Annotated in this window: 14 protein-coding genes, 1 tRNA gene and 1 pseudogene; 9 read left to right on the forward strand and 7 right to left on the reverse strand. The window is 71.6% G+C overall.

Going from position 1 to position 21,712, the window contains the following annotated elements; translation table 11 throughout:
- Window positions 1-36 precede the first annotated feature (36 nt).
- From ACFTXQ_RS09435 to ACFTXQ_RS09470, 8 genes are all read left to right on the forward strand, one after another.
- On the forward strand, window positions 37-2,439 hold the full coding sequence (locus ACFTXQ_RS09435) for a sodium-translocating pyrophosphatase (protein ID WP_382637588.1): 2,403 nt from the start codon (window positions 37-39) through the stop codon (window positions 2,437-2,439).
- A 162-nt stretch (window positions 2,440-2,601) separates the two neighbouring features.
- Window positions 2,602-3,168, forward strand: a complete 567-nt coding sequence (locus ACFTXQ_RS09440; protein WP_382637590.1) for a small secreted protein — start codon at window positions 2,602-2,604, stop codon at window positions 3,166-3,168.
- A gap of 160 nt (window positions 3,169-3,328) precedes the next feature.
- Complete coding sequence (locus ACFTXQ_RS09445) at window positions 3,329-4,837, forward strand: methyltransferase (protein ID WP_382637592.1); 1,509 nt, start codon at window positions 3,329-3,331, stop codon at window positions 4,835-4,837.
- 634 nt (window positions 4,838-5,471) lie between these two features.
- Window positions 5,472-8,285: a type I DNA topoisomerase gene (gene topA / locus ACFTXQ_RS09450; protein ID WP_382637595.1), complete on the forward strand. Its 2,814-nt coding sequence runs from the start codon at window positions 5,472-5,474 to the stop codon at window positions 8,283-8,285.
- 193 nt (window positions 8,286-8,478) lie between these two features.
- Window positions 8,479-11,691, forward strand: a complete 3,213-nt coding sequence (gene tmk, locus ACFTXQ_RS09455; RefSeq protein ID WP_382637598.1) for a dTMP kinase — start codon at window positions 8,479-8,481, stop codon at window positions 11,689-11,691.
- 80 nt (window positions 11,692-11,771) lie between these two features.
- Window positions 11,772-12,983, forward strand: coding sequence for a DNA polymerase III subunit delta' (locus ACFTXQ_RS09460; RefSeq protein ID WP_382637601.1), 1,212 nt, complete (start codon window positions 11,772-11,774; stop codon window positions 12,981-12,983).
- Window positions 12,984-13,151: 168 nt separating this feature from the next.
- A complete protein-coding gene (locus ACFTXQ_RS09465) occupies window positions 13,152-14,726 on the forward strand; it encodes an alpha/beta hydrolase (protein WP_382637604.1) in 1,575 nt (524 codons plus the stop codon).
- 131 nt (window positions 14,727-14,857) lie between these two features.
- Window positions 14,858-14,931: transfer RNA gene (locus ACFTXQ_RS09470), tRNA-Thr, on the forward strand.
- 195 nt (window positions 14,932-15,126) lie between these two features.
- On the opposite strand, the pseudogene ACFTXQ_RS09475 reads toward ACFTXQ_RS09470, so the two are convergent.
- Window positions 15,127-16,623: pseudogene (locus tag ACFTXQ_RS09475) on the reverse strand (tyrosine-type recombinase/integrase); the annotation flags it as partial.
- Window positions 16,620-17,321 carry a hypothetical protein gene (locus ACFTXQ_RS09480; RefSeq protein ID WP_382637607.1) on the reverse strand — a complete coding sequence of 234 codons (702 nt, stop codon included), beginning with the start codon at window positions 17,319-17,321 and terminating at the stop codon, window positions 16,620-16,622. The gene ACFTXQ_RS09480 and the pseudogene ACFTXQ_RS09475, both read right to left, overlap by 4 nt.
- A 115-nt stretch (window positions 17,322-17,436) precedes the next feature.
- On the opposite strand from ACFTXQ_RS09480, the gene ACFTXQ_RS09485 reads away from it, so the two are divergent.
- A complete protein-coding gene (locus tag ACFTXQ_RS09485) occupies window positions 17,437-17,676 on the forward strand; it encodes an integrase (RefSeq protein ID WP_382637609.1) in 240 nt (79 codons plus the stop codon).
- 58 nt (window positions 17,677-17,734) lie between these two features.
- On the opposite strand, the gene ACFTXQ_RS09490 is transcribed toward ACFTXQ_RS09485, so the two are convergent.
- From ACFTXQ_RS09490 to ACFTXQ_RS09510, 5 genes are all read right to left on the reverse strand, one after another.
- Complete coding sequence (locus ACFTXQ_RS09490) at window positions 17,735-18,901, reverse strand: methyltransferase domain-containing protein (RefSeq protein WP_382637612.1); 1,167 nt, start codon at window positions 18,899-18,901, stop codon at window positions 17,735-17,737.
- Window positions 18,898-19,866 carry an ATP-grasp ribosomal peptide maturase gene (gene tgmB / locus ACFTXQ_RS09495; protein ID WP_382637615.1) on the reverse strand — a complete coding sequence of 323 codons (969 nt, stop codon included), beginning with the start codon at window positions 19,864-19,866 and terminating at the stop codon, window positions 18,898-18,900. The genes ACFTXQ_RS09490 and tgmB overlap by 4 nt, the downstream gene beginning before the upstream one ends.
- 5 nt (window positions 19,867-19,871) lie before the next feature.
- Window positions 19,872-20,168, reverse strand: coding sequence for a putative ATP-grasp-modified RiPP (tgmA, locus tag ACFTXQ_RS09500; RefSeq protein WP_382637617.1), 297 nt, complete (start codon window positions 20,166-20,168; stop codon window positions 19,872-19,874).
- A 65-nt stretch (window positions 20,169-20,233) separates the two neighbouring features.
- Window positions 20,234-21,055: a hypothetical protein gene (locus tag ACFTXQ_RS09505; protein WP_382637619.1), complete on the reverse strand. Its 822-nt coding sequence runs from the start codon at window positions 21,053-21,055 to the stop codon at window positions 20,234-20,236.
- Window positions 21,052-21,513: a hypothetical protein gene (locus tag ACFTXQ_RS09510; RefSeq protein WP_382637622.1), complete on the reverse strand. Its 462-nt coding sequence runs from the start codon at window positions 21,511-21,513 to the stop codon at window positions 21,052-21,054. The genes ACFTXQ_RS09505 and ACFTXQ_RS09510 overlap by 4 nt, the downstream gene beginning before the upstream one ends.
- Between the last annotated feature and the right edge of the window lie 199 nt (window positions 21,514-21,712).

Consider the following 21,712-nt stretch of genomic DNA (forward strand, 5'->3'; position numbering starts at 1 on the left):
GTCCACATCTTGAGCTCATCACGTCAAGGAGGACGAATGACGGGGCTCTTCACCCCTATCGCGCCGGATGCCACCACCGATCTGGCAGCCGCAGTACTCACCGATGACAATCGCCTTATCGTGATCGTCATCGCGGCCGTGGCACTGGCCGCCCTCGTCGTCGCGCAGATCCTGGTCCGCCAGGTCCTCGCCGCCGACGAAGGAACCGACAGCATGAAGAAGATCGCCGCGGCCGTCCAGGAAGGCGCCAACGCCTACCTCGGCCGGCAGCTGCGCACCCTTGGCGTCTTCGCCGTCGTGGTCTTCTTCCTGCTCTTCCTGCTCCCCGCCGACACCTGGTCGCAGCGGGCGGGACGTTCCGCCTTCTTCCTCGTGGGCGCCCTCTTCTCGGCGGCCACCGGCTACATCGGCATGCGCCTCGCGGTCCGCGCCAACGTCCGCGTCGCCGCCGCCGCACGCGAGGCCACCCCCGCCGAGGGCGGGCCCGCCAAGGACCTGACCGAGGTCGCCCACAAGGCGATGAAGATCGCCTTCCGCACGGGTGGCGTGGTCGGCATGTTCACCGTCGGCCTCGGCCTGCTCGGCGCCTCCTGCGTCGTCCTGGTCTACGCCGCCGACGCCCCCAAGGTCCTGGAGGGCTTCGGCCTCGGCGCCGCGCTGATCGCGATGTTCATGCGCGTGGGCGGCGGCATCTTCACCAAGGCCGCCGACGTCGGCGCCGACCTGGTCGGCAAGGTCGAGCAGGGCATTCCGGAGGACGACCCGCGCAATGCCGCGACCATCGCCGACAACGTGGGCGACAACGTCGGAGACTGCGCCGGAATGGCGGCCGACCTCTTCGAGTCGTACGCCGTCACCCTGGTGGCCGCCCTCATCCTGGGCAAGGCCGCCTTCGGCGACCTGGGCCTCGCCTTCCCGCTCATCGTGCCCGCCATCGGCGTCATCACCGCGATGATCGGCATCTTCGCGGTCTCCCCGCGCCGCAGCGACCGCAGCGGCATGACCGCCATCAACCGCGGCTTCTTCATCTCCGCCGTGATCTCGATGGTGCTGGTCGCGATCGCCGTCTTCGCGTACCTGCCGTCCAGCTACAAGGAGCTCGTCGGCGTCGAGAACGCCGCCATCACCGGGCACTCCGGCGACCCGCGCGTCCTGGCCCTCGTCGCCGTCGCCATCGGCATCCTGCTCGCGGCCCTGATCCAGCAGCTGACCGGCTACTTCACCGAGACCAACCGCCGTCCCGTCCGGGACATCGGCAAGTCCTCCCTGACCGGCGCGGCCACCGTCGTCCTCGCCGGCATCTCCGTCGGCCTGGAGTCCGCCGTCTACACGGCGCTGCTCATCGGCCTCGGCGTCTACGGGGCGTTCCTGCTCGGCGGCACGTCGATCATGCTCGCGCTCTTCGCGGTGGCCCTGGCCGGCACCGGCCTGCTCACCACCGTCGGCGTCATCGTCGCCATGGACACCTTCGGACCCGTCTCCGACAACGCCCAGGGCATCGCCGAGATGTCCGGCGACGTCGAGGGCGCCGGCGCGCAGGTCCTGACCGACCTGGACGCCGTGGGCAACACCACCAAGGCCATCACCAAGGGCATCGCCATCGCCACGGCCGTGCTCGCCGCGGCCGCGCTCTTCGGCTCGTACAACGACGCGATCGCGGGCGCGATCAAGGAAGTCGGTGCCAAGGCCGGGGAGATGAACCTCAGCCTCGACATCGCACAGCCCAACAACCTGGTCGGGCTGATCCTGGGCGCGGCCGTCGTCTACCTGTTCTCGGGCCTGGCCATCAACGCGGTCTCCCGCTCCGCGGGCGCCGTGGTCTACGAGGTGCGCCGCCAGTTCCGCGAGCACCCCGGGATCATGGACTACAGCGAGAAGCCCGAGTACGGGCGCGTCGTGGACATCTGCACCAAGGACGCGCTGCGCGAGCTCGCCACGCCCGGCCTGCTCGCCGTCCTCACCCCGATCGCCGTGGGCTTCTCCCTCGGTGTCGGCGCGCTCGGCTCCTTCCTCGCCGGGGCCATCGGCACGGGCACGCTGATGGCCGTCTTCCTCGCCAACTCCGGTGGCGCGTGGGACAACGCGAAGAAGCTCGTCGAGGACGGCCACCACGGCGGCAAGGGCAGCGAGGCCCACGCCGCGACGGTCATCGGCGACACGGTCGGCGACCCGTTCAAGGACACCGCCGGCCCGGCGATCAACCCGCTGCTGAAGGTCATGAACCTGGTGGCGCTGCTGATCGCCCCGGCCGTCGTGCAGTTCAGCTACGGCGCGGACACCAGCGCGACCGTACGGGCGATCGTGGCGGCGCTGGCGATCGTGATCATCGTCGGCGCGGTGTACGTCTCCAAGCGCCGCGGCATCGCGGTGGGCGACGAGGGCCAGGGCGGGGCCGCCGAGCGGGTGGCCAAGCAGGCCGACCCGGCGACGGTCTCCTGACCCGAGGCACGACAGCGGTACGGGCAGAGCCGGGCAGGGCCGGCCGTGCGCCCGAACGGCGGACAGGCGGCGCGGACTGACGCGCCGTCTGTCCGCCTTTGTGCGCCGCCGGATGGCAGCCGTGTATCTTCCGGGCCGAGAGCCTTCGAAGGGACCAATCCGGTGAACAAGAAGCTTGCGGCCGCATTGTCGGGCGGTGCGGTACTGATGCTCGTGCTGTCCGGTTGCGGCGGGGACGACAGCGACAAGAAGGCCGACGACTGGGCCAAGAAGGTCTGCGACCAGTGGCAGCCCGAACTCAAGAAGATCGAGGCGGCCAACGCCGACATCAAGCGCGTGGCGACGGAGAGCAGCAAGCCCGACGAGGTCCAGAAGACGGACTCGGCGGCGTTCGGGACGATGTCCGAGTCGTACAAGACGATGGGGTCCGCCCTGCAGGGCGCGGGAGTTCCGCCGGTCAAGAACGGCCAGACCACCCTGGACAAGGCGGTCAAGGGCTTCGAGGAGACCTCCAAGGGCTACGCCGACCTGAAGACCAAGATGGACGCTCTGGACGCCAAGGACCAGACGAAGTTCGCCGAGGGCCTCAAGGAGGTGGCCGGCGGTCTGGAGGCGGCTGCGAAGGGCGGCAAGGACGCCCTCGCCGAGCTCAACGCGGGCGGTCTGGACAAGGCGATGAACAGCCAGAAGGGCTGCCAGGTCGCGGCGCCCTCGCCGTCGCCCAAGTAGTCGCGGTGAGCTGACCCGAGACCGACCGGGGCGGCCGGGGCCCGAGGAAGGGCCGCGGCCGCCCCGTCGCACGTTCCGCGCCGCCGTGCTGCCGCCCCGCCCCGCGCGAGCCGGGGCCCGGCTGATCGGCAAGACGGGCCCCAGCGGACACAATGGTCGGGTGAGTACCACCAGCCTCCCCTCGCCCGACCACGCCGCCGAGCTGCGCGCCGCCTTCCTCGCGAACGGCTTCACCGCCGACGGGCTGCTCGAACTGCTCGGCGCCCCCGCCTACGCCGCGCTGGCCCGCAGCGAGACGGTCCCCGCCCTGCGCGCGACGCGCGGCGACGGCCCGCTCGCCTGCCTGGTCCGGCTGTTCCTGCTCCAGCAGCCCGTGCCGCACGTGCACGCCGGGGCCGCGCTGCCCGTCGACGTGGCGCTGGCCGACGGCTGGCTGCGGCGCGAGGGCGACGAGGTGCACGCCACCGTCGACGTGCGCCCGTACGGCGGCCCGGACGGCGAGGACTGGTTCATCGTCTCCGACCTCGGCTGCTCCGTCGGCGGGGCCGGCGGGATCGGCAGCCGCGAGGAGGGCGTGGTCCTGGGCGTCGGCGGCGCCTCGACCACCCTGGCCGGGATCACCGTGCGCATCCCGGTCGGCTCGGCCCTCGACGTCGGCACCGGATCGGGCATCCAGGCGCTGCACGCCGCCCAGCACGCCACCCGGGTCACCGCCACCGACGTCAACCCGCGCGCGCTGGAGTTCACCCGTCTGACGCTGGCGCTGTCCGGCGCCCCGGAGGCCGAGCTGCTCGCCGGGTCGCTCTTCGAGCCCGTCGGAGAGGCGACGTACGACCTGATCGTGTCGAACCCGCCCTTCGTGATCTCCCCCGGCGCCCGGCTGACGTACCGGGACGGCGGGATGGGCGGCGACGACCTGTGCCGGATCCTGGTGCAGCAGGCCGGCGCGCGGCTGAACCCCGGCGGGTACGCGCAGTTCCTCGGGAACTGGCAGCACGTGGAGGGCGAGGACTGGCACGACCGGGTCCGCTCCTGGGTGCCGCGCGGCTGCGACGCGTGGATCGTGCAGCGTGACGTGCAGGACGTGACGCAGTACGCGGAGCTGTGGCTGCGCGACGCGGGCGACCACCGCACCGACCCGGCCGAGTACGCGAGCCGCTACGAGGACTGGCTGGACGAGTTCGAAGCCCGCAAGACCAAGTCCGTCGGCTTCGGGTGGATCACCTTGCGCCGGTCGGACGCGGCCGAGCCCTCGATCGTGATCGAGGAGTGGCCGCACTCGGTGGAGCAGCCGCTCGGCGAGACCGTCCTGGCCCACTTCGCCCGCCAGGACTACCTCCGGGACCACGACGACGCGGCCCTGCTGGAGGGGTACTTCGCCCTCACCGCTGAAGTGGTCCAGGAGCAGGTCGGCGCGCCCGGCGCGGAGGACCCGGAGCACGTGGTGCTCCGGCAGAACCGCGGGATGCGGCGCGCCACCAAGGTCGACACGGTCGGGGCGGGCTTCGCCGGAGTGTGTGACGGCTCACTGACCGCGGGCCGGATCCTGGACGCGATCGCGCAGCTCGTGCAGGAGGATCCGGTCGTTCTGCGGGACCGCACCCCGGAGGCCATCCGGATGCTGGTCGAGCAGGGCTTCCTGGAGCCGGTGACGGGCCCCGCGCGGTAGCCGGAACCTGAATGTAACCCGGGGTTCGCCCCCCCGTACGCCCCGGGCTGTCAGGGTCGTGCGCAGCGGGATCCGGGGGGATCCCGGGAGCGGCCCGGGGTGGGGGGAGCTGCACGGAAGACGGCCCGGGGATCTTCGCGGGGCCCGTGTTTCTGCTGTTCGGGGCCGCTCTGCCGGCCTGCCCGGGGGCGCGCGCCCGGCACCGCGCGCCGGTGGCTGAGGGCGTGCGCCCCGTCGTGGCCGTCCCGCCGGCCCTGCGCGCCGGCGGGGGGTCGACGACCCTCGGGGTGCGGTGCCCCGCGCGGCACTGACGCGGGGGTGCGACGGGACGGGTTCCGGCCAGGAATGCCGACGTCAAAGCGGTCGTGGAAGCCGTGGTGAAAGTGCTCCTGGGGACCGCCGCGGGGACGGGTGCGCAGGCGGGGCCAGACGGCCCCCCGGCCACTCGGCCCGGTGATCGCGAAGGGTCCGGCGCGGCATCCGGGCGGCAGAAATGGCACTTGTCGGGTTACCGTTCGAGTGGCCGTTGCGGGCTTGTGCCGTTTGACACGGGGGCGGGTTGTACCGTCACACTCCGCAGCGTCGCCGAACCGCGACCGAGTGCCGACCGTGCCGACCGGAGAGAAGAGCCAAGTTGTCCCCGACTAGCGAGACCGCAAAGGGCGGCCGCCGACTCGTCATCGTCGAGTCCCCTGCCAAGGCGAAGACGATCAAGGGCTACCTCGGCCCGGGATACGTCGTCGAGGCGAGCGTCGGGCACATCCGCGACCTCCCGAACGGCGCGGCCGAGGTCCCCGACAAGTACACCGGCGAGGTCCGCCGCCTCGGCGTGGACGTCGAGCACGACTTCCAGCCGATCTACGTCGTGAATGCCGACAAGAAGGCCCAGGTCAGGAAGCTCAAGGAGCTGCTGGCCGATTCCGACGAACTCTTCCTCGCCACCGATGAGGACCGCGAGGGCGAAGCCATCGCGTGGCACCTGCAGGAAGTCCTCAAGCCCAAGGTCCCCGTCCACCGGATGGTCTTCCACGAGATCACCAAGGACGCGATCCGCGACGCCGTCGCCAACCCGCGCGAGCTCAACCAGCGCATGGTCGACGCCCAGGAGACCCGCCGCATCCTCGACCGCCTCTACGGCTACGAGGTCTCGCCGGTCCTGTGGAAGAAGGTCATGCCGCGCCTGTCGGCCGGCCGCGTCCAGTCGGTGGCCACCCGCCTCGTCGTCGAGCGGGAGCGCGAGCGCATCGCCTTCCGCTCCGCCGAGTACTGGGACCTGACCGGAACCTTCTCCACCGGCCGCGCCGGCGACCCCTCCGACCCGTCGTCGCTGGTCGCCCGCCTGAACACGGTCGACGGCAAGCGCGTCGCCCAGGGCCGCGACTTCGGCGCGAACGGGCAGCTCAAGAGCGAGGTGCTGCACCTCGACGAGGCGAACGCCCGCGCGCTGGCCGCCGCCCTCGCCGACACCTCGTTCGCCGTCCGCTCGGTCGAGTCCAAGCCGTACCGGCGCTCCCCGTACGCCCCGTTCCGTACGACGACGCTCCAGCAGGAGGCCTCGCGCAAGCTGGGCTTCGGCGCGAAGGCCACGATGCAGGTGGCGCAGAAGCTGTACGAGAACGGCTTCATCACCTATATGCGTACGGACTCCACGACGCTCTCCGACACCGCGGTGTCGGCGGCGCGGGCGCAGGTCACGCAGCTCTACGGCGCCGACTACCTGCCGGAGAAGCCGCGCGTCTACGCGGGCAAGGTCAAGAACGCGCAGGAGGCGCACGAGGCGATTCGTCCTTCGGGTGATCGTTTCCGCACTCCGGCCGAGACGGGTCTGACCGGCGACCAGTTCCGCCTGTACGAGCTCATCTGGAAGCGGACCGTCGCCTCCCAGATGAAGGACGCGACCGGCAACTCGGTCACCGTGAAGATCGGCGGCACGGCCTCGGACGGGCGCGACGCCGAGTTCACCGCCTCCGGCAAGACGATCACCTTCCACGGCTTCATGAAGGCGTACGTCGAGGGCGCGGACGACCCGAACGCCGAGCTCGACGACCGCGAGAAGCGCCTCCCGCAGGTCGCGGAGGGCGACGCGCTCGCCGCCGAGGAGATCACGGCGGACGGCCACTCCACCAAGCCGCCGGCCCGCTACACCGAGGCCTCGCTGGTCAAGGAGCTGGAAGAGCGGGAGATCGGCCGCCCGTCGACCTACGCGTCGATCATCGGCACGATCCTCGACCGCGGCTACGTCTTCAAGAAGGGCACGGCGCTCGTGCCGTCCTTCCTGTCCTTCGCCGTGGTCAACCTGCTGGAGACGCACTTCGGGCGCCTGGTGGACTACGACTTCACCGCGAAGATGGAGGACGACCTCGACCGCATCGCGCGGGGCGAGGCCCAGTCCGTGCCGTGGCTGAAGCGGTTCTACTTCGGCTCGGAGGACGCCACCGAGGTCGTGCCGGCCGACGGTGACGCGCTCGGCGGCCTGAAGGAGCTGGTCACGGACCTGGGCGCGATCGACGCCCGGGAGATCTCCTCCTTCCCGGTCGGCGAGGGCATCGTGCTGCGGGTCGGCCGCTACGGGCCGTACGTGGAGCGGGGCGAGAAGGACGCCGAGGGCCACCAGCGGGCCGACGTACCGGACGACATGGCTCCGGACGAGCTGACGGTCGCGTACGCGGAGGAGCTGTTCGCCAAGCCGAGCGGGGAGTTCGCGCTCGGCAAGGACCCGGTCAGCGGGAACGAGATCGTCGCGAAGGACGGCCGCTACGGGCCGTACGTGACGGAGATCCTCCCCGAGGGCACGCCGAAGACGGGCAAGAACGCCGTCAAGGCGCGCACGGCCTCGCTGTTCAAGTCGATGTCGCTCGACTCGGTCACGCTGGACGACGCGCTGCGGCTGATGTCCCTGCCGCGTGTGGTCGGTGCGGACGCGGAGGGCGTGGAGATCACGGCCCAGAACGGCCGCTACGGCCCGTACCTGAAGAAGGGCACGGACTCGCGGTCGCTGGAGACCGAGGACCAGCTGTTCTCCATCACGCTGGACGAGGCGCTCGCGATCTACGCGCAGCCGAAGCAGCGGGGCCGGGCCGCGGCCAAGCCGCCGCTGAAGGAACTGGGCACCGACCCGGTGAGCGAGAAGCCGGTGGTCGTGAAGGACGGCCGCTTCGGGCCGTACGTGACGGACGGCGAGACGAACGCGACGCTGCGGCGGGACGACGACGTCGAGACGATCACGCCGGAGCGGGGCTACGAGCTGCTCGCGGAGAAGCGGGCGAAGGGGCCGGCGAAGAAGACGGCCAAGAAGGCCGCCGCGAAGAAGGCCCCGGCGAAGAAGGCGACCGCGACGAAGGCCGCTGCCGCGAAGAAGACCGCCGCGAAGAAGACGACCGCCAAGAAGACGGTGGCCAAGAAGACGGTGGCCAAGAAGACGGCGGCGTCCGCCCCGGCGGACGAGTAGCCGCAGGCCGCAGACGCAGGCCCCGCGCTGTGCGCGGGGCCTGCGTCCGTTCGGCGCCGATACGGGCGCATCCAGCCCCGCCGGCGTTCGAGGCGCGGGGTCCGGGCGGAGCCCCGGGAGGTGGGTCCGGGGTCACAGGGGACCTTGTCCACAGGCCTCCGCAGCTGCCAAGCGCAGCGGATAGGCTGGGCGGATGACGCGAGCCGAGCAGCCGACGGTCGTGACCGCCCCCGCGAACCCCACCTACGACGAAGCCCTAGCCGCGGATTCCCGCGAGCGTGCGGTGCGCGCACTGCTGCGCACCCCCAGGCTGCGCCGGCTGTGGAGCGCCCAGCTCGTGAGCGGCATCGGCGATGCCCTCGCCCTGCTGGTGCTGGTGCTGCTGGCCCTGCAGGCCGCGGTCACCGCGCCCTCGGCAGGTCCCTTCGGCGACGGCTACCGTGGCGCGGCCCTCGCCGTCGCCACCGTGTTCGGGGTCCGGATCCTGGCCACCCTCCTCTTCGGCGCGGTTCTGCTGGGCCCGCTGCCCGGGCTCATCGGCCCCGGTGGCAAGCTGGACCGCCGCTGGACGATGATCGGCGCCGACGGGGTCCGTCTCGGGCTGTTCGTCGTCGCGCCGCTGTGGCTCGACTGGATCCCGGCCCACGCGCTCACCGCGCTGCTGGCCACCGTCTTCGTCGCCGGCGCCGCCGAGCGGCTGTGGACGGTGGCCAAGGACAGCGCCGCTCCCGCCCTGCTGCCCGCGCCGCCGCCGGAGGGGGCGACCGTACGGCCACTGCCGGACCACCTGGACGCGCTGCGGCGCCTGACGCTCCGTACGGCCTTCGCGGCGCTCCCGGTCGCCGCCGCCGTGCTGCTCGCCGCCACCCTGGTCGGAAAGGCCCTCGGCCTCGGCATCGACTGGTTCGCCGAGAACCAGGCCGCCCTCGGCTCGTACGTGGCCTCCGGCCTCTTCGCGGCGTCCGTGTCGCTGCTGCTCCCGCTGGTCCTGCCCGGCACGAAGACCCCGCGCCCCCGTTCCCCGCTGGAGGGCCTGCGCGCCCCCAAGGCGGGAGACCGCCCCGACAAGGGCCGTACGGGCGCCATCCCCCTCCTGGTCCTGGCCTGCGCCGCGGTCGCCGGAGCGGTGTCCTGCGCCGTCGCCGTCTCCGTACTGCACGCCTTCGACCTCGGCGGCGGCCCGGCCTCCTTCGCCCTGGCGGTCCTCGCGCTGGTCGGCGGCACCGCCGCCGGCATCCGCGCCGCCCAGGCCGGGAAGGTGCTGCCCGGCCTGTCCCGGCGCCGCCTGCTCGCCCTCGCCATAGCGACGGCCGGCCTGGCGCTGCTGCTCACCGGGCTGGTCCCGGACACCGCGACCGTGCTCTTCCTGTCGCTGCTCGCCGGCACCGCCGCGGGCGTCGCCGCCAACACCGGGCACACCCTGCTGGACCAGGAGACCGAGGAGTTCCGCCGGGCCCGGGTCACCGAGCACCTCCAGGCCGTCGTCCGGGTCGCCATCGCCGTCGGAGCCGTCCTCGCCCCCGTACTGGCCGCCGTGATCGGGCCGCACCGGCTCACCGGCGCCGAGATCGTCTTCTCGCACGGCGGGGCGGCCTTCACCCTCATGCTGGTGGGCGCGCTGCTGCTGCCGGTCGCCGTGGTGGTGCTGACCAAGGCCGACGACCGCAGTGGCGTACCGCTGCGGCGCGACCTGCGCGAGGCGCTGCGCGGCGGGGAGCCGGTGCAGGCGCCCTCCGCCACCGGTTTCTTCATCGCCCTGGAGGGCGGCGACGGAGCCGGCAAGTCCACCCAGGTGCAGGCGCTGGCCGAATGGATACGGGGCAAGGGCCACGAGGTCGTCGTGACGCGCGAGCCGGGGGCCACCCCGGTCGGCAAGCGGCTCCGCTCGATCCTGCTCGACATCTCCTCGGCCGGGCTGTCGAACCGCGCCGAGGCGCTGCTGTACGCCGCCGACCGCGCGGAACACGTGGACACGGTGGTGCGCCCGGCCCTGGAGCGCGGGGCGGTGGTCATCTCCGACCGCTACATCGACTCCTCGGTGGCCTACCAGGGCGCCGGCCGTGACCTCTCCCCGACCGAGATCGCCCGGATCTCGCGCTGGGCCACCGACGGGCTTGTCCCGAACCTGACCGTGCTGCTCGACGTTTCGCCGGAGGCGGCGCGGGAGCGGTTCACGGAGGCTCCGGACCGGCTGGAGTCGGAGCCGGCGGAGTTCCACCAGCGGGTGCGGTCCGGGTTCCTGACGCTGGCCGCGGCCGACCCCGGGCGTTACCTCGTGGTCGACGCGGGCCAGGATCCGGACTCGGTGACCACCGTCGTACGGCACCGCCTGGACCGCATGCTCCCGCTCTCCGAGGCCGAGGTGGCTGCCCAGGCGGAGGCCCGGCGCCTCGCCGAGGAGGAGGCCCGCCGCAAGGCCGAGGAAGAGGCGGCGCGCAGGGCGGAGGAAGCCCGGCTGAAGGCCGAGGAGGAGGCCCGGCTGGCCCGCGAGGCCGAGGAGGCCCGCATCAGGGCCGAGGCGGAGGCCGCCCGCAGGGCGGCGGAGGAGCGGCAGCGCGCCGAGGAGGAGGCCCGGGCCCGGGCCGAGGCCGAGCGGCTGCGCGCGGAGGCCGAGGAGAAGGCGCGGGCCGCGGAGGCCGAGCGGCTGCGCAGGCAGGCCGAGGAGGAGGCCCGGCTGCGGGCCGAGGCCGAGGAGCGGCGCCTGGAGAAGCAGCGGCGGGCGGAGGAGGCCCTGCTGAAGGCCGAGGAGGCGCGCCGGCTGGCGGCCGCCGCGGCGGCCGAGCAGGCGGCGAAGGCCGCCGAGGCGGCTGCGGCTGCGGCTGCCACTGCCGCCGCCACGTCGGCTGCGGAGGCTCCGGCTCCGGCTCCCGCTCCCTCTGCCTCGCCGAAGGTCGGCATGACGAAGGCCCCGCAGGCGGACGACGCCGTGACGGTCGAGACCCCGCTGGTCGACAGGCGGGTCGTACGGCCGGACGACGTCACGCAGACCGTCCCGGTCCCGAAGGTCGATCCGGCGGCGGACGCCTCCGCCGCGGACACCTCGGTGCTGCCGCCGGTCCGGGCCACCGACGAGACGGCCGTCCTGCCGCCCGTCGTGCAGCCGCCCGTACGGCCGTCCGGTGGGACCGGAGCGTCCCGGTCCGCCTCGCGTCCCACGAGCAGGCGTTCCGACGAGAACCCGGCCGACCGGGTGCCGCCGAACATCTTCCGGGACTCCGGCACCGACTCCGGCAACGACAGGACGCGGGAGCTCCCGGTGCTCGGCGACGACGGCCGCCCGCGGCGCCCGCGCCCGGACTGGGCCGAGGAGACCCCGCTGGACGACCTGCCGACGCTGGCTGACGAACTGCTGGGCCCCCACGGGGACGACGAGGACGACGACCGGGGCCCGCGCCGCCGCCGCTGACCGCGGCGGAGCCGGCTGGACCGGATTGTCAGTGGCGCCCGCCACAATGGGTGCACGGAGAGTGAAAGGTGGTGGGCGGGATGCCCGTATGGGACGACCTGGTGGGTCAGGAGCGGGTCCAGACGCAGCTGGCCGCCGCCGCCCGTGACGCCGACGCCCTGGTCACGGCCGTCGAGCAGGGGGGCGAGGCGCCCACCGCGTCCAAGATGACCCACGCCTGGCTGTTCACCGGCCCGCCCGGCTCCGGGCGGTCCACCGCCGCCCGGGCCTTCGCGGCCGCCCTGCAGTGCACCAGCCCCGACCGCGCCCTCGGGGGCGAGCCCGGCTGCGGCTTCTGCGACGGCTGCCACACCACCCTGGTCGGCACGCACGCCGATGTGGAGATCGTCCGTACGGACCTGCTGTCCATCGGCGTGAAGGAGACCCGCGACCTGGTCCGCCGGGCGCAGCTCTCCCCGGCGGTGGGCCGCTGGCAGGTCATCGTCCTGGAGGACGCGGACCGGCTCACCGAGGGCGCGGGCAACGTGCTCCTCAAGGCCGTGGAGGAACCCGCTCCGCGGACGGTGTGGCTGCTGTGCGCGCCCTCCCTGGAGGACGTGCTGCCCACGATCCGCTCCCGCTGCCGGCACCTGACGCTGCGCACCCCGCCCGTCGGCGCCGTCGCCGAGGTGCTGGTCCGGCGTGACGGCATCGAGCCCGCCGTCGCCGCGGCCGCCGCCCGCGCGACCCAGGGGCACATCGGCCGGGCCCGCCGGCTCGCCACCGACGAGGCCGCCCGCTCCCGCCGGGCCGCCGTGCTGAAGCTCCCGCTCCGCGTGGACGACGTGGGCGGCTGCCTCAAGGCCGCGCAGGAGCTGGTCGACGCCGCCGCCGAGGACGCCAAGCAGGTCGCGGAGGAGGTCGACGCCAAGGAGACCGAGGAGCTGCGGGCCGCACTCGGCGCCGCCGCCGGCACCGGCGGCCGGATGCCGCGGGGCACGGCGGGTGTGATGAAGGAGCTGGAGGACCGGCAGAAGCGCCGCCGTACCCGTACCCAGCGCGACAGCCTCGACCTGGCGCTGACGGACCTCACCGGTTTCTACCGCGATGTGCTGGCCCTGCAGCTCGGCTCGTCGGTGGCCATCGCCAACGAGGAGATACGCCCGGACCTCGACCGGATCGCCCGTGCCTCGGGTCCCGAGCGGACCTTGCGCCGGATCGAGGCGATCATCGCCTGCCGGGACGCCCTGGACCGCAATGTGGCCCCCCTCCTCGCGGTCGAGGCGATGACGATGTCGCTGCGCGCGGGCTGAGGCGCAGCGGCCGTCCCCGGTTGACCGGCTCACCCGTACGGGCGGACCGGCCGTCCGGGTCGGCACGGGCCCGGTCCGTGGCAGGCCCGGTGCGGGCCACGGAAGGCGTGCGGCCGTCCGGTGCACGGCCGCCCGCCGGGCCCCGCCGACAGGACGTAGGCTCCGGGAATGGACACCAGGAGCCTGCTGCGCACCACCGGGACCGTGATCGCCGCCGCCGGGCTGCTGCTCTCCGGATGCACCTCGGGCGGGTCGGGAGGGCCGAAGGCCTCCGCGTCCTCCGCCACGCCCTCGGCGCAGCCGTCCCCCGACCCGGTCGCGCTGCGCCCGTACTACGAGCAGAAGCTGACCTGGCGCGACTGCGGTGTCCCGGGATTCCAGTGCTCCACCATGAAGGCCCCGCTGGACTACGCGGACCCCGGCTCCGGACAGGACGTGGACATCGCGGTGGCCCGCCGCCAGGCCACGGGCCCGGGCAAGCGGCTCGGCTCGCTGGTGGTGAATCCGGGCGGCCCCGGCGGCTCCGGCATCGGCTACCTCCAGGCGTACGCGGGGATCGGCTATCCCGCGCCCGTCCGCGCCCGGTACGACATGGTCTCCTTCGACCCTCGCGGGGTGGACCGCAGCAACCCCGTCGAGTGCCTGACCGGGCCGGCGATGGACAAGTACACGCAGGTGGACCAGACGCCGGACACCGCGGCCGAGCAGGCCCAGCTGGTGACCGCGTTCAAGGAGTTCGCGGCGGGCTGCGAGGAGCGCTCGAAGCGGATCCTGCCGCACGTCTCCACCGTCGAGGCGGCCCGCGACATGGACCTGCTGCGGGCGGTGCTCGGCGACGCGAAGCTCACGTACGTCGGGGCCTCGTACGGCACCTTCCTGGGGGCGACGTACGCGGACCTCTTCCCGGACCGGGTCGGCCGGCTGGTCCTGGACGGCGCGATGGACCCCACCCGTCCGGCGCTCGACCTGAACCGCGACCAGACGGAGGGCTTCGAGACGGCCTTCACCTCCTTCGCCCAGGACTGCGCGAAGCAGTCCGACTGCCCGCTCGGCAAGGGCAGCCCGGAGGCGATCGGGGCGCGCCTGAAGGAGTTCTTCCGCAAGGTCGACGCCCAGCCCGTGCCCACCGGCGAGGCGGCCCGCCCGCTGGGCGAGGCCCTCGCCACGACCGGGGTGATCGCCGCGCTGTACGACGAGAGCGCCTGGCCGCAGCTGCGGGAGGCGCTCGGCGCGGCCATGGACGGGGACGGAGCGCCCCTGCTGGCCCTCGCCGATAGCTACTACGAGCGCGAGCCGGACGGCAAGTACGCCAACCTGATGTACGCGAACGCCGCCGTGAACTGCCTGGACCAGCCCCCGGCCTTCACCGGCCCGGAGGCCGTCGAGTCCGCCCTGCCCTCGTTCGAGAAGGCCTCCCCGGTCTTCGGCGCGGGCCTGGCCTGGGCCTCGCTGAACTGCACGTACTGGCCGGTGAAGGCCACGGGCACGGCGAAGCCGCTGACCGCGAAGGGCGCTCCGCCGATCGTGGTGGTCGGCACGACGCGCGACCCGGCGACCCCGTACAAGTGGGCCCAGGCCCTGGCGGACCAGCTCGACTCGGGCACCCTCCTCACCTACGAGGGCGACGGCCACACGGCCTACGGCCGCGGCAGCGACTGCATCGACACCTCGATCAACCAGTACCTCCTGGAGGGCAAGGCCCCGGAGCCCGGCAAGAAGTGCCGTGGGACCTCCAAATCCTAAAGTCGAGCCCGATATGCCCCAATTGCCCGAGTCTGAGCAAAGCGGTTCGGGGCACCCTTCCGCACCCTGTAGACTTGGCGCCGCTGCTGATGAGCACGCTCCTCCGGGGGAATGCTTGTCTGACCAGCGGTGCCGCCTTAGCTCAGTTGGCCAGAGCAACGCACTCGTAATGCGTAGGTCTCGGGTTCGAATCCCGAAGGCGGCTCGGATTAACCCCAGGACTCACTCGCCGTGACCTGGGGTTTTTCTTGTTCTGAGCCAACCTGCGGCGGGACGCGATGATCTTCGCGCCGTCCTGCGTGCCCATTGCGTGCCCATTCTGCTGAGCCGGTACCGGTGTGACCTCGACCTCATCCTCGACCGGAGCGGCGACCTGAACGGGCCGCCGTACGGCACCCCTCGGCACCATGGCGGCCGTAGCCTCGGCGGCGTCGCGCGCAGCCTTGGGCATAACCGACTGATAGATGTCCCGCGTGATCCGGCTGTCACTGTGGCCGAGGGTCTCGGACACGATCTTGACGTCGACGCCGGCCGCGAGCATGAGCGAGGCGGCGACGTGCCGCAGATCATGCAGACGGATCGGCGGCAGACCGGACAGCTCGACGAGCCGCTCGAACTGGTCGGTCAACCACCCGGGGTGAATCCACTCGCCGTTTTCCTGAGTGAACATCCGGCCCGTGTCCTGCCACGCCTCGCCCCATTCGATGCGCTCGGCGCCCTGCTTGGTCCGATGCGCTTCGAGCACCTCGACGGTGTACTCGTCGAGCGAGATGATCCGCTCGCCGCTGTCCGTCTTGGGCGCCGACTCGACGACTTCCCAACCGTCCTGCACGAGCTGCGTCGCGACCGTGAGCTCGCCCGTGCCGGTGTTGTAGTCGGACCACCGGACGCCGCACGCCTCGCCGCGGCGCAGACCTCGGAACGTGATCAAGTGGAACAACGGCAGCAGCCGGTGCCGGAAGTCGGCGAGGAAGTCGAGGAACGCGCCCGCCTGCTCGGGCGTCCACACCATGACAGCGCTCGGCTTCTCGCCGGTGCGCAGCCACTCGGCGATGCGCGCGTCGGTCCACACCATCGCTTTCGGACGCTTGGCGGCGACGAGCTCGACGTGCTGCGCGGCGTTGAACGTGATCGAGCCTCGGGCTATCGCCGTGTTCAGCGCGGCCCGCAGGGTCGCCCTGATGTGCTGCTGCGTCGAGGGCCCGGTGATCCGTCGAAACGGCGGCATGGCGTCGATGGCCTCGCGCATGGCCTTACGTCGGGCGCGGTTCTCTCCTCCCTTCCAAGGGATCGTCTTGAGCTCGGCGACCGCGGCGCGACGCGTGGTGTTCGCCTCGGTGATTTCGATGTTCGTCTCGGCGATGCCCTCGAACATGGCGTCGAGGTGCGGCACGGTGAGGCGGTCGAGGCGGATGTGCCCGACCCGTGGGCGCAAGTGGCACCGGATGTCGAGCTCGTACCGGTCGTGTCCGCTCTTGCGCAGTGCCTTCTTTCCGGTGAGCCACAGGTCGAGCCACTCGGCGACGGTCATGTGCTGCGTGAGCGACTGGCCGGTGCCGAACTTGCGCTTCGTCTCGTCGTAGTCGGGGATCGCTTCCTTGGTCGCGCCGACGGATTCGAGCAGGTCGCCGATGCGGGCGCGGCCGTCCTTGTCGTCCTTGTCGGCGATGTTCAGCAGGGCGCGAACCTTGTCGAGGTCTGCCTGCGCCTCGGTCTGCGTGTCGTATCCGGCGCGGCGGAACAGTCGGCGATCGCCGTCCTTGGTCGGGGGCAGTTCCTGCCGGATCGACCACACGCCGTGGGTGCGCTGCTTGAGCTTGGGGCAGGAACTGCCCAGCGGCTTGCCGGCCTTGTCGCGGCAGTAGCAGCGTTTCGTCGTTGTGCCTTTCGCGGTCACTCAGTACCTCTCGGGTTGATCTGGTCGGGATGGTCGAGCAGGCCGAGCCGCTTCAAGTCGTCGCCCAACTCGGTTGGCAGAGTGGGGACGGTGAGGCTTGCGCGGTGCATGTCGTTGACGATCTGCGCGAGCTCGTCGAGGCGGTCGACGTACTCGGTCTGTGCGGATGGGTCGAGTGCGGCGCGTAGCCGGGCCTTGTGGGCCGTTTCGCGGCGCCGTGCGAGCTCGGGGTACAGCGAGGCCGGATAGGCCGCTGTGGCCCATGCGGCGGCCCACGTCTGGCCGGTGCCGGCGATCTGCCGGGAATCGGGGACGTACCGCCCGTCGAGGGGCCCGTCGAGCGTCGGCGTCGCCTCGCCGGTCATCCACTGCCACACCGTGTACGGGTCGCGCGGGTCGGCGGCCGGAACGGTGGGCACTGTGTCCTCGCTCCCGAGAGGGAGCATCAGGAGCAGCGGCGGAGTGGCGAGGGCGAGGCCGAGCACGAACAGGTCGTCGACGTCCACCGGACGGCGGCGCTGTTTACCCTCGCCGCCGGATCGACCGGTCTCGATGCTGACGATCACGGCGTACGTGATGTCGGGACGCCCGAGGCGGGCGCACTCGGCGGCGAGCTCGTGCCTGTTCATGCCGAGGCGCTCGCGGTGCCGGCGGATCTGGGCGGCGACGATGTCGCCCAGTGTCTGGTGACTGTGCATATCGCAAAGCTAGCTTTGTTGGTTGCAAAGCACCAGTCTTGATCGTACGTTGCTGATCTAGCACTACTCGGCACCACCGGGCCGACGTGCACACCGATGTCCCAGGGGGCAGATCATGAGCACCACAGAGCAGGGGATGACACACGACGAGCTGATGACCCTTCCCGTCGCGGTCCCCCTGGAGACCGCCAATCGGGCACTGCACCTCGGTCGAACCACCGGGTATCACCTCGCGCGGACGAACCGGTATCCGGTGCGGGTCCTGCGCCATGGTCGCGCGTACAAGGTGTCGCGGTATGACCTGCACCGGCACCTCGGCGTCGTTGCGGATGCGCCCGCGGACGGCGCGAAATAGTTCAGGAACGCCGCTGCCCGCCGACCATGCGGTCGGCGGGCAGCGATGCCATGGGGGTTCAGAGGTTCCAGCGTCGGCCGCTGTTGTGGTGGGTGATGTGGGCCGAACCGTCCGCCTCGCGGACGTAGTCGAACTGTTCCTGCTCGGGGCGTCCCTGGTCGGTCCACCACGCCCACGCCTGTTCGACGTTGCGCCACAGGGACGGCGAGCCGCCGTACGTAACCGTCGGGTCGCCCGCGATCGGCGAGCGTGCCCATGTTCCGTCCGGCTGCTGGAGCTGGATCGACAGGTTGCCTGTCGCCGGGTCGGAGTAGTAGACGAACTCGGCGTCGCGCAGCTCGGCGGCGAGCAGCAGGCGGAAGGTGTAGTTCGCGCGGAAGTCTGCCCCGGTGACGCTGGTAGTCCGCGTTCCGGTCTCTTCGGCGAGCGGGGCGCGGTCCTTGACGGGGTAGGTCTTCTCGTTGCCGCGGGCGGGCATGAAGGTGCCCCCGTGGGGGCTGAAGTGCCCCACGGCTCGGCCGTCGCCCTCCACCACGAGGCGCACGACGCCGCTCTCGATACCGAAGCCCAGGTTCGTCACGAGCACGGTTCCGGGCCTGGTGCACCGCATGAGTCCGTCGGTGATCTCGGGCAGCGAACAGGTGCTGATGATCCGGTCGAACTGCTCGCCGGTCGGGTAGCCCTGGCGTCCGTCGTCGGGTACGAGCTGCGGCTCGTACCCGATCGAGGCGAGGCGCTGCTGTGCGGCCCGGACGAGATCCGGGTCGATGTCCATGGAGTACACGTACCGGTCGCCGAGGCGGGCACAGAGCACTGCCACGAGGTAGCCGGGGCCCGTGCCGAGATGCAGAACGGTGGTGCCGTCCTCGACCTTGAGCTCTTGCAGCATCCCCGCGAGGACGCTCGGGAGCGTGCTCGACGAGGTCGGGATGCCGGTCCACAGCCCCTCGTCGACCTGCTCGGCGGTGTCCGGGTCGAGGGCGGTCACGAGGGTCTCGTCGCGGTACACGAGCGGCAGGGAATCGCTCGTCACGGTGCGCTCGCGCCATGCCGAGATGCCCTTGTCGGTCGTCTCGTGCTCGAACCAGCGGGGCACGAACACCTCGCGCGGTACGGCGGAGAACGCTGCCTGCCATGCGTCGGATCTGATCAGGCCGGCGTTCCGCAGTTCCCGCACGAGCGTGTCGAGGTGGGGGCGGGCGTCGGCCGAGATGGTCGTGCTCACGGGGTGACTCCTTGCAGCTCGTCGGCGATTGCCTCGGCGATGGGGTGTCCGGTGGCGTGCTGAATCCAGTCCCATTGCCCGCAGGGGTTGACCTCCAGAAAGATCCATTCCCCCACGGGAGAGACGATGAAGTCGAGGGCGCCGAAGCGCAGATTGAGAGCGCTCATCAGGCGCCGCACGCCCTCGGCCACGTGAGGTGGGACGGTGGTCGTCTTGTAGGTGAGCGAGCCGTAATCGCTGCGCCAGTCGATGCGCGCTGCCTCGCTGCCCGCGTGGACTTCCGCGGCGAACATGCGGTCGCCGACGACGGTCAGCCGCACCTCGTGAGCCTTGTCGACCCACGCCTGAAACATGTGCGCCGTGGTGTCGATGCCGCGGAGATCGGCGAGATCGTCCTCGGTGACCACGCGGGTGTAGACGCTGCGCAACTCGTCGTCCTCGATCAGCACCGGGGACGCGATCGGCTTGCAGATGACCGGCCCGGGGATCTCGGCGGTGAACCTGCGGACGTCGTCGGGGCTGTTTGTGACGAGCGTCTGCGGGATGGCGAGTCCGCTGCTGCGCGCGGCGGCGAGCTGGACGGGCTTGTACTCGGCGCGGCTCATGGCCGAGGGGTGGCTAACCCATCGGCAGTCAAGTGCCGCGATGATCCCGCCGAGGCCGGCTCGCGCCTGCGCCATGGCGAATTGGCGCTCGGGTCCGGACATGCCCTCGGGAAAGCGGAAGGGGTTCGGCGTGCGGTAGTAGCAGCTCGCCACGTCGGAGAGATCAAGGCTGCGGGTGGCGCTGCTGAGCCGCCCGGTCCACCCGTGCGGGTCGGCGATTCGGCCGGCGAGGGTGAGCTGCTGCGGGAAGTCTTCAGCGTCGAGGCGGAACACCTCGGCGCCGCGATCCTCGGCGAGGATCTTCACCACCCGATCGGTGGGCCAGTCCTCCCGGGATGCGATGACGAGAATGGTCGGCATCAGCGTCAGTCCTTCGCGCCCTCGTCGAGCGGCGGCGGGTTGGTCGTGCTTCCGTCGGGGACGGTGGGGCTGTGCGTCTGCATGTAGGGCAGCAGGTCGGTGTCGACGCCGATCGACAGCTGCCGCTCCTCGTCGTACAGCGCGGCGGGCAGGCGCACGGCGTTGGTGGCGTCGGGAGTGCGAGCGAACCGCAGGGCCCACGGCCGGGTGTCCGGTCCGGACGGGGGCTCACTGCTGCGGGGCAGGCGACCGCCCTCGGGGGCGAGCGGGAACGTCTCGGTGGCGGAAGCTAAGCGGCTCATAGTGACCTCTCGTGTATCAGGGGCGGGTGCCCGGTGCACAGGGTGTGCGGCGGGCACGTGGTGGGTTACGCCGAGGCGCGGGGCGAGCAGCCCCACGCCAGGGTGAACAGGGTCAGAGCGTGCAAGGTGGGGCGGGTGGGTGCCCAGCGGTGCCACAGGGCCTCGAACTCTCGGTCGGTGCTCGGGAAGGTGAGACCGTGGGCCGCTTTGGTGGCCCATGCCCGTACGGCAAGGTCGCCGTGCGGGTAGATCGAAAAGTCGCCGGTGTAGTCGGCCGCGGCTGCTGCTGCCGTCCACTCGTCGATGCCGGAGACCTCGATCAGTTCTTTGATCAGCCGTTCGGGGTCAAGGGCGGTCCATTGCTGGCCGCGGTCGAGGTATGCCTCGGCGGCGGCTCGCAGGGTGGGTTCGCTGGCCTTGCATCCGATGGCCGAGTAGCCGCTACTGCTGACTTGCAGCAGGACCTCGGGGGGCGGTGTGAGGTAGAGGTCGCCCGCCCGGGTGGCGACGCTGCGCCCGTAAGCGGCATACAAGCTGTGGTGTCGTCTCTGGGCCTGCGGTACGGGGACGACTTGCCGAAGGATCGCGGTGCAGAGCGCATCCCAGATCGAGGGATTGTTCAGTCGTGCCACGGTGCCGAGCTGCACCAACTCGGCGAACAGCGGCTCGGCATGATCGGGGGTTGCCGGTAGCTCGATCGGGGAGGTGTAGGCGACTGGCGGTTGATCGGCGGCGGCGTCGCCCGTGATGGGCCAGAGTCCGAGGTGCTCCGCGCGCGGGTTCCAGATCGTGAGCCACGCGTCGCCCTGGTGCTCGACGAGGCGGGCCTGCTCGCCGGTGGGGGTGATCCGCCATGCCGGGTGATCGGCAATGATCGTCGTGCTCATGAGATCAATTCCGTTCGAGAGCAGGCGCGTTCGGAGGCGCAATGTGAGCTCGTCCGCAATTCGACGTAGGGTGCGGGATGCACGGACCATTCGGCGACGGCCCCGCTTCCGAGTACCACGGTGAATCCGCACTGATGGCCAGAGGCGAGCAGTCCGAGGGCGTAGCGCCATCCCGATTCCGCCCACTCAACCGCTCGCGTGATCTCCCTGGGGGTCATCCCGAGCACGTGCGCTCCGCGGATCTGAACACGCATCGTGCGTAGCGCGGCGGCGGCGGTGGGGAAGGCGCGGGGGGCCTCGACAGGCTCGGCGTTCGTCGAGTTCTGCGACCTATAGCGCACGACGGTGAGCACGAACCCGTGCTCGATCGCGGCACTCACCCCAAGAGCCTGTCCGCGGTTGGTCTCGACTTGCAACGTTGGACCCTCGGCGATCGGGGGGCGGCGCAGCACCTGCATTCTTACCTCCCTGCTACGGCGTCTTGGTCGCACTCTGCCGGGCCACAGTTGGAACGGCAGGCATGGTGCGACCTGGGGGAGAACATCGCCCAACGGGCATAGCTAAGCGCGGAGTTATGCCACGTCAGGCATGGTGTAGCGCGGTAAACCGGCACCGCCACGGTGACGCAGGGAGACCGTAACGCCACGCACAATGAGG

Origin of the sequence: Streptomyces sp. NPDC057010 (genome assembly GCF_042673805.1) — a bacterium.
Lineage (GTDB): Bacteria > Actinomycetota > Actinomycetes > Streptomycetales > Streptomycetaceae > Streptomyces.